The following is a 6,232-nucleotide window of genomic DNA, read 5'->3' as shown; positions in this document are numbered from 1 at the left end:
GGTTGATGAAGTACTGCCTGAACAACCCATGCGTCAGTGGGTGTTGAGCTTCCCGTTTCAGCTGCGTTTCCTGTTTGCCAGCCGGCCCGAGATCATGGGGTGGGTGCTGGGCATCGTTTACCGCGTCATTGCCACGCACCTGGTCAAGAAAGCGGGCCATACCCACCAAGTGGCCAAGACGGGCGCGGTCACCCTGATCCAGCGTTTTGGATCGGCGCTCAATCTGAATGTTCACTTCCACATGCTGTTTCTCGACGGTGTGTATGTCGAGCAATCCCACGGCTCAGCGCGTTTCCGCTGGGTCAAGGCGCCGACCAGCCCAGAGCTCACCCAGCTGACGCACACCATCGCCCACCGGGTGGGTCGCTATCTGGAACGGCAAGGCCTGCTGGAACGGGATGTCGAAAACAGCTATCTGGCCTCGGATGCGGTGGATGACGACCCGATGACACCCCTGCTGGGGCACTCGATCACTTACCGTATCGCTGTCGGTTCACAGGCGGGGCGAAAGGTGTTCACTTTGCAAACTCTGCCGACCAGTGGTGATCCGTTCGGTGACGGGATTGGCAAGGTAGCCGGGTCCAGCCTGCACGCCGGCGTGGCGGCCAGGGCCGATGAACGCAAGAAGCTCGAACGGCTGTGCCGGTACATCAGCCGCCCGGCGGTATCCGAGAAGCGGCTGTCGTTAACACGAGGCGGCAACGTGCGCTACCAGCTCAAGACGCCGTACCGGGACGGCACCACGCACGTCATTTTCGAACCATTGGATTTCATTGCAAGGCTGGCCGCCCTGGTACCGAAGCCCAGAGTCAACCTAACCCGCTTCCACGGGGTGTTCGCACCCAACAGTCGGCACCGGGCGTTGGTCACGCCGGCAAAACGGGGCAGGGGCAACAAGGTCAGGGTGGCTGATGAACCGGCAACACCAGCACAACGGCGAGCGTCGATGACATGGGCGCAACGGCTCAAGCGTGTTTTCAATATCGACATCGAGACCTGCAGCGGCTGCGGCGGCGCCATGAAAGTCATCGCCTGCATTGAAGACCCTATAGTGATCAAGCAGATCCTTGATCACCTGAAGCACAAAGCCGAAACCAGCGGGACCAGGGCGTTACCCGAAAGCCGGGCGCCACCGGCTGAGCTGCTCCTGGGTCTGTTTGACTGACGAGCCTGAAGGCCAACGATACCAATCAAAATGCTGCGTTCACAGCGCCGCGGCAGGGATCCGCCGTGCTGGTTGTCGGAAAAGGAGCCGCTAGTGGGAAAGAGGAGGGTAAATTTTCAGCGTTGCTGGCTCCCCGTCAGCCGGATTGGGTTGCATCGCAGGGGTGTCGAAAGAGTCAACTGCGGTCCAAAGCTGTTGGACTTGGGTGAAAAGGGCGTTTATTCTTCCTATACGTATGATTCAAACTGCAGATGAGTTACATTTGAAAGAAAAGGTGAAAAAACCAATTGAGAAATTATTGCATGTGCTTAATGCCTCAAATAAAAAATTAATTATTCAATACCGATCATTATGAAACTATCATTAATTGTTGCCATGGATAAAAATTTTGGCATTGGTAAAGACAACGATTTGTTATGGAAATTGCCGGCTGATATGAAATTCTTTAAAGAAACTTCAACAGGTCATGTAGTAATAACCGGACGTAAAAATTATGAATCTATTCCTGAGAAATTTAGACCCTTGCCAAATCGTGAAAATGCCGTTTTAACTCACCAAATCGGCTATCAAGCACCAGGAGCTCATGTCTTTTTTTCACTTACTGAATGTTTAGAGTTCTATAAAAATGAAACCGAAAGAACTGTTTTCATCATTGGTGGGGGACAAATTTATGCAGAAGTTATGCAGCGAAACATCCTTCAAGAAATGTATATCACACAAGTAGATGGAGTGTTTGACGCAGATACTTTTTTTCCTAAATTTTCTGAATCTGAGTGGAATAGTGAAACTGTACTGAAACAGGGTATTGATGAAAAACACGCTTTTGCTTTTGAAATAAAAAAATATACACGTAAATAACTCTAAAACTTACTGTTTTTGTTGAAATGTTTTGTATGTAACGGTTTCAAAACTTCAACGACCTTACTAACTTTGCCTCCTTATGATTTTATGTATAGCTGAAAAACCTTCTGTGGCAAAAGATATTGCCGAAGTAATTGGTGCAAAACAACGCAACAACGGCTTTTATGAAGGAAATGGCTATTGGGTAACCTGGACTTTTGGCCATCTGTGTACATTGAATGAACCCCATGATTACAAAGAAAATTGGAAATACTGGAAATTGGAAGATCTGCCAATTGTACCTAAAAAATTTGGCATTAAACTAATTGATAACGATGGAGTAAAAAGGCAATTTGCTGTTATTGAAAAATTGGTAGCATCTTGTTCTGAAGTCATCAATTGCGGGGATGCCGGGCAGGAAGGGGAGTTGATACAAAGATGGGTATTGGCACCTGGTCAAGAAAGCGGGCCATACCCACCAAGTGGCCAAGACGGGCGCGGTCACCCTGATCCAGCGTTTTGGATCGGCGCTCAATCTGAATGTTCACTTCCACATGCTGTTTCTCGACGGTGTGTATGTCGAGCAATCCCACGGCTCAGCGCGTTTCCGCTGGGTCAAGGCGCCGACCAGCCCAGAGCTCACCCAGCTGACGCACACCATCGCCCACCGGGTGGGTCGCTATCTGGAACGGCAAGGCCTGCTGGAACGGGATGTCGAAAACAGCTATCTGGCCTCGGATGCGGTGGATGACGACCCGATGACACCCCTGCTGGGGCACTCGATCACTTACCGTATCGCTGTCGGTTCACAGGCGGGGCGAAAGGTGTTCACTTTGCAAACTCTGCCGACCAGTGGTGATCCGTTCGGTGACGGGATTGGCAAGGTAGCCGGGTCCAGCCTGCACGCCGGCGTGGCGGCCAGGGCCGATGAACGCAAGAAGCTCGAACGGCTGTGCCGGTACATCAGCCGCCCGGCGGTATCCGAGAAGCGGCTGTCGTTAACACGAGGCGGCAACGTGCGCTACCAGCTCAAGACGCCGTACCGGGACGGCACCACGCACGTCATTTTCGAACCATTGGATTTCATTGCAAGGCTGGCCGCCCTGGTACCGAAGCCCAGAGTCAACCTAACCCGCTTCCACGGGGTGTTCGCACCCAACAGTCGGCACCGGGCGTTGGTCACGCCGGCAAAACGGGGCAGGGGCAACAAGGTCAGGGTGGCTGATGAACCGGCAACACCAGCACAACGGCGAGCGTCGATGACATGGGCGCAACGGCTCAAGCGTGTTTTCAATATCGACATCGAGACCTGCAGCGGCTGCGGCGGCGCCATGAAAGTCATCGCCTGCATTGAAGACCCTATAGTGATCAAGCAGATCCTTGATCACCTGAAGCACAAAGCCGAAACCAGCGGGACCAGGGCGTTACCCGAAAGCCGGGCGCCACCGGCTGAGCTGCTCCTGGGTCTGTTTGACTGACGAGCCTGAAGGCCAACGATACCAATCAAAATGCTGCGTTCACAGCGCCGCGGCAGGGATCCGCCGTGCTGGTTGTCGGAAAAGGAGCCGCTAGTGGGAAAGAGGAGGGTAAATTTTCAGCGTTGCTGGCTCCCCGTCAGCCGGATTGGGTTGCATCGCAGGGGTGTCGAAAGAGTCAACTGCGGTCCAAAGCTGTTGGACTTGGGTGAAAAGGGCGTTTATTCTTCCTATACGTGCCGCGTTCCAGGCGGCGACTATGAGGGCTATGTCGATGCCCATGTGCGCCGGCTGGAGGCGCTACGCCGGGCCGGTATCGTCGAGCGGATCGACGCCGACCAATGGCGCATCCCCGATGATCTGGTCAGCCGTGCCGCCGCCCATGACGCCGGCCGAGACAGTCAGGCCAGCGTTCGCGTCCTTTCCCCGGTCGATCTGAACAAACAGATCGGATCGGACGGCGCGACCTGGCTGGACCGGCGGCTGATCCACGGCGAGACGGCCGACCTTGCGCCAACCGGCTTCGGGCAACAAGTCCGCGAAGCCATGGACCAGCGCCGCGAGCACCATATCGAACAGGGCGACGCCACCCGCAGCCGGGACAGCCGCGTCTTCTACCGGCGCAACCTTCTCGCCATCCTGCGGGAGCGCGAGGTAGCCGGCGTCGGATCGGATATGGCTTTGAGTAAGGGCCTGCCGTTCCGCGCCGCCACGGACGGCGAGAGCGTCAGCGGCAAGTTTACCGGAACCGTGCATCTATCGAGCGGCAAGTTCGCCGTGGTCGAGAAATCCCATGAGTTCACCCTTGTCCCGTGGCGGCCGATCATCGACCGCCAACTCGGCCGCGAGGTTATGGGCATCGTGCAGGGCGGGTCGGTGTCGTGGCAGTTAGGGCGGCAGAGGGGGCTGGAACGCTGAGTGCGCCCATGCCGCATTGCGAAGCAAAAGATAATCGGATAAAATGTAGCAATTCATATTCGTAAGCGTGGAGTAATCAGATGGGAAATTCCAAGTCAGCAGACAAGTAAGCCGCAACAACCAGTATTGTTGTTGCGGCGCTCTGTAAGGCTAGTCTCATCTGATTGCTGACGAGCAGACGTCGCCCGGTATTCCTTAATCGAGGGTTGATTCGTCATGACCACCACACGCCCCGCGTGGGCCTATACGCTGCCGGCAGCACTGCTGCTGATGGCTCCTTTCGACATCCTCGCTTCACTGGCGATGGATATTTATCTCCCTGTCGTTCCAGCGATGCCCGGCATCCTGAACACGACGCCCGCTATGATCCAACTCACGTTGAGCCTCTATATGGTGATGCTCGGCGTGGGCCAGGTGATTTTTGGTCCGCTCTCAGACAGAATCGGGCGACGGCCAATTCTACTTGCGGGCGCAACGGCTTTCGTCATTGCGTCTCTGGGAGCAGCTTGGTCTTCAACTGCACCGGCCTTTGTCGCTTTCCGTCTACTTCAAGCAGTGGGCGCGTCGGCCATGCTGGTGGCGACGTTCGCGACGGTTCGCGACGTTTATGCCAACCGTCCTGAGGGTGTCGTCATCTACGGCCTTTTCAGTTCGATGCTGGCGTTCGTGCCTGCGCTCGGCCCTATCGCCGGAGTATTGATCGGCGAGTTCTTGGGATGGCAGGCGATATTCATTACTTTGGCTATACTGGCGATGCTCGCACTCCTAAATGCGGGTTTCAGGTGGCACGAAACCCGCCCTCTGGATCAAGTCAAGACGCGCCGATCTGTCTTGCCGATCTTCGCGAGTCCGGCTTTTTGGGTTTACACTGTCGGCTTTAGCGCCGGTATGGGCACCTACTTCGTCTTCTTCTCGACGGCTCCCCGTGTGCTCATAGGCCAAGCGGAATATTCCGAGATCGGATTCAGCTTTGCCTTCGCCACTGTCGCGCTTGTAATGATCGTGACAACCCGTTTCGCGAAGTCCTTTGTCGCCAGATGGGGCATCGCAGGATGCGTGGCGCGTGGGATGGCGTTGCTTGTTTGCGGAGCGGTCCTGTTGGGGATCGGCGAACTTTACGGCTCGCCGTCATTCCTCACCTTCATCCTACCGATGTGGGTTGTCGCGGTCGGTATTGTCTTCACGGTGTCCGTTACCGCGAACGGCGCTTTGGCAGAGTTCGACGACATCGCGGGATCAGCGGTCGCGTTCTACTTCTGCGTTCAAAGCCTGATAGTCAGCATTGTCGGGACATTGGCGGTGGCACTTTTAAACGGTGACACAGCGTGGCCCGTGATCTGTTACGCCACGGCGATGGCGGTACTGGTTTCGTTGGGGCTGGTGCTCCTTCGGCTCCGTGGGGCTGCCACCGAGAAGTCGCCAGTCGTCTAACCGACGACTGGTAGCAGGCCCGCTCCGATGCGGCGCACTAACCATCGAAACCTCGTGAATGTCGGTATCCTGTCTGGCAGGATACCGCTCATTTCCCTTGTTCAGTTCATCGCCGTCGCCGAGCATCTGAATTTTCGGCATGCGGCCAAGGCACTTGGTATCAGCCAGTCGAGCGTCAGCGCGCGTGTGAAAGCGCTGGAGGATAACCTTGGTGTCCTGCTATTTGAGCGCCATGCGCGGGGCGTTCGGCTAACAGACGCAGGCAGGCACTTCATGGAGCGTGTCACGGCGGGTGTCGATCAACTCGATCACGCAGTGAAGACCGCGGAGTGACGGGCACTGGCTGGCAATGTCTAGCAACGGCAGGCATTTCGGCTGAGGGTAAAAGAACTTTCCGCTAAGC

5 protein-coding genes and 2 pseudogenes are annotated in these 6,232 nt (G+C 55.7%); all 7 read left to right on the top strand.

Going from position 1 to position 6,232, the window contains the following annotated elements:
- Window positions 1-1,165 (top strand): IS91-like element ISVsa3 family transposase (locus R8N49_RS24050; protein ID WP_000320694.1); only part of this gene is annotated, 1,165 nt, incomplete at its 5' end.
- Window positions 1,166-1,510: 345 nt separating this feature from the next.
- Window positions 1,511-2,023 carry a dihydrofolate reductase gene (locus R8N49_RS24045; protein ID WP_086371372.1) on the top strand — a complete coding sequence of 171 codons (513 nt, stop codon included), beginning with the start codon at window positions 1,511-1,513 and terminating at the stop codon, window positions 2,021-2,023.
- An 82-nt stretch (window positions 2,024-2,105) separates the two neighbouring features.
- Window positions 2,106-2,441 (top strand): annotated as a pseudogene (locus R8N49_RS31065) (toprim domain-containing protein); the annotation flags it as partial.
- A 13-nt stretch (window positions 2,442-2,454) separates the two neighbouring features.
- Window positions 2,455-3,483: pseudogene (locus tag R8N49_RS24040) on the top strand (IS91-like element ISVsa3 family transposase); the annotation flags it as partial.
- Between the two features lie 30 nt (window positions 3,484-3,513).
- Window positions 3,514-4,398: a DUF3363 domain-containing protein gene (locus R8N49_RS24035; protein ID WP_001447541.1), complete on the top strand. Its 885-nt coding sequence runs from the start codon at window positions 3,514-3,516 to the stop codon at window positions 4,396-4,398.
- A 216-nt stretch (window positions 4,399-4,614) separates the two neighbouring features.
- Window positions 4,615-5,829, top strand: coding sequence for a chloramphenicol/florfenicol efflux MFS transporter FloR (gene floR / locus R8N49_RS24030; protein ID WP_000214122.1), 1,215 nt, complete (start codon window positions 4,615-4,617; stop codon window positions 5,827-5,829).
- A gap of 27 nt (window positions 5,830-5,856) precedes the next feature.
- Window positions 5,857-6,162, top strand: a complete 306-nt coding sequence (locus R8N49_RS24025) for a LysR family transcriptional regulator (protein ID WP_001255015.1) — start codon at window positions 5,857-5,859, stop codon at window positions 6,160-6,162.
- Window positions 6,163-6,232 lie beyond the last annotated feature (70 nt).

The sequence above is a fragment of the Vibrio sp. 1978 genome, assembly GCF_033344345.1.
This window is presented reverse-complemented; position numbering and strand designations above follow the sequence as displayed.

Coding starts and splice junctions, on each gene's coding strand:
- R8N49_RS24035 (WP_001447541.1), top strand. CDS start 3,514: ATGCTGCGTTCACAGCGCCGCGGCAGGGATCCGCCGTGCTGGTTGTCG.
- floR (WP_000214122.1), top strand. CDS start 4,615: ATGACCACCACACGCCCCGCGTGGGCCTATACGCTGCCGGCAGCACTG.
- R8N49_RS24025 (WP_001255015.1), top strand. CDS start 5,857: ATGCGGCGCACTAACCATCGAAACCTCGTGAATGTCGGTATCCTGTCT.